The following is a 1,199-nucleotide window of genomic DNA, read 5'->3' on the forward strand; positions in this document are numbered from 1 at the left end:
GATGACCGCTCCGGTGGCGAGGGTGACGGCGGCGAGTACGCTTCGCTTCTTCATGCCCCGTTCAACGGCCGAGACCCCGCAAAGGGCACGCCCCGATTCCGTGACGGCTCCCGCCCCTGGCCGCCCCGGTCCCACCTCGCCGTCAACGGCGGCCGGGGCGCTGCCTACTCTGTGCTCATGGTGGTCTACGCCCCCGCGGCGCTCCTCTTCCTCGTCTTCTGTGTGAGCGTGCTGCGCGAGCGCCGGAAGTTCAGCAACGCCGTCGTCCTGGGACTCGCCGTGCTCTGTGCCCTGGCGGCCTCGCTCTACCGGCTGGCCGCGTCCGATTCCGCCGCGGCTCCGGTCGTGCTGTGGTCGCTGCTCGTGCTGGGCGCGGTGGCCGTGCTCGTGCTGACGTGTTTCCTGTTCCTCAACGGCGTACGCATGGTGCGCAAAGAAGGCCGGAGCCCGTCCAACCTGCTCTCCCTGCTGGCCGCCCTGGCCGTTCTCGCCGTCGTCGCCCTGCTGGCCACCGCCGCCGCCCTGCGGACTCCGGTGCTGATCGGGGCGGCGACGGCGGCGGGTGGGCTGGCGGTCTACTTCTCGTTCCTGTTCCTGTGCTTCGTCTGTTACGCGTTCCTCTACGGGCGGCTCCGCGTGCGCCGCAAGGCCGACTTCGTGGTGGTACTGGGCTCGGGCCTGGTCGGCGGCTCCACCGTGCCGCCGCTGCTCGCGAGCCGGCTGAAGCGGGGGCAGGCGGTCCACGCGCGGCTCGCCAAGCGCGGCGGGTCCCCCGTCCTCATCACCTCGGGCGGGCAGGGGCCCGACGAGGATCTGCCGGAGTCCCACGCCATGGCCGACCACCTGGTGGCCCAGGGGTTTCCCGCGCACCTCATCGAGCGGGAGGACCGGTCGACGAACACCGAGGAGAACCTGCGGTTCAGCAAGGCGATCATGGAGCAGGCGAAGCCGGACTACCGGTGCGTCGTCGTCACGAACAACTACCACGCCTTCCGCGCGGCGCTCACCGCCCGCCGGGTCCGGATCCGGGGACAGGTGGTGGGCTCACCGACCGCCGCGTACTTCTGGCCCAACGCGACGCTCCGCGAGTTCGCCGCGATCCTCGCGGACTACCGGCGGAGCAACGCGGTGATGTGCGTGCTGATCGTCCTCGGCGGGGTGGCCGCGTGGTGGACGAGCTGGAGGTAGGGGCCCTCGCG

Annotated in this window: 1 protein-coding gene; it reads left to right on the forward strand. The window is 71.6% G+C overall.

Features of this window, described 5'->3' with window-relative positions:
- Positions 1–177: 177 nt before the first annotated feature.
- Positions 178–1,188, forward strand: coding sequence for a YdcF family protein (locus ACZ7HQ_RS45695; RefSeq protein ID WP_030580273.1), 1,011 nt, complete (start codon positions 178–180; stop codon positions 1,186–1,188).
- Positions 1,189–1,199 lie beyond the last annotated feature (11 nt).

It is taken from the genome of Streptomyces sp. NPDC037290 (assembly GCF_055603245.1).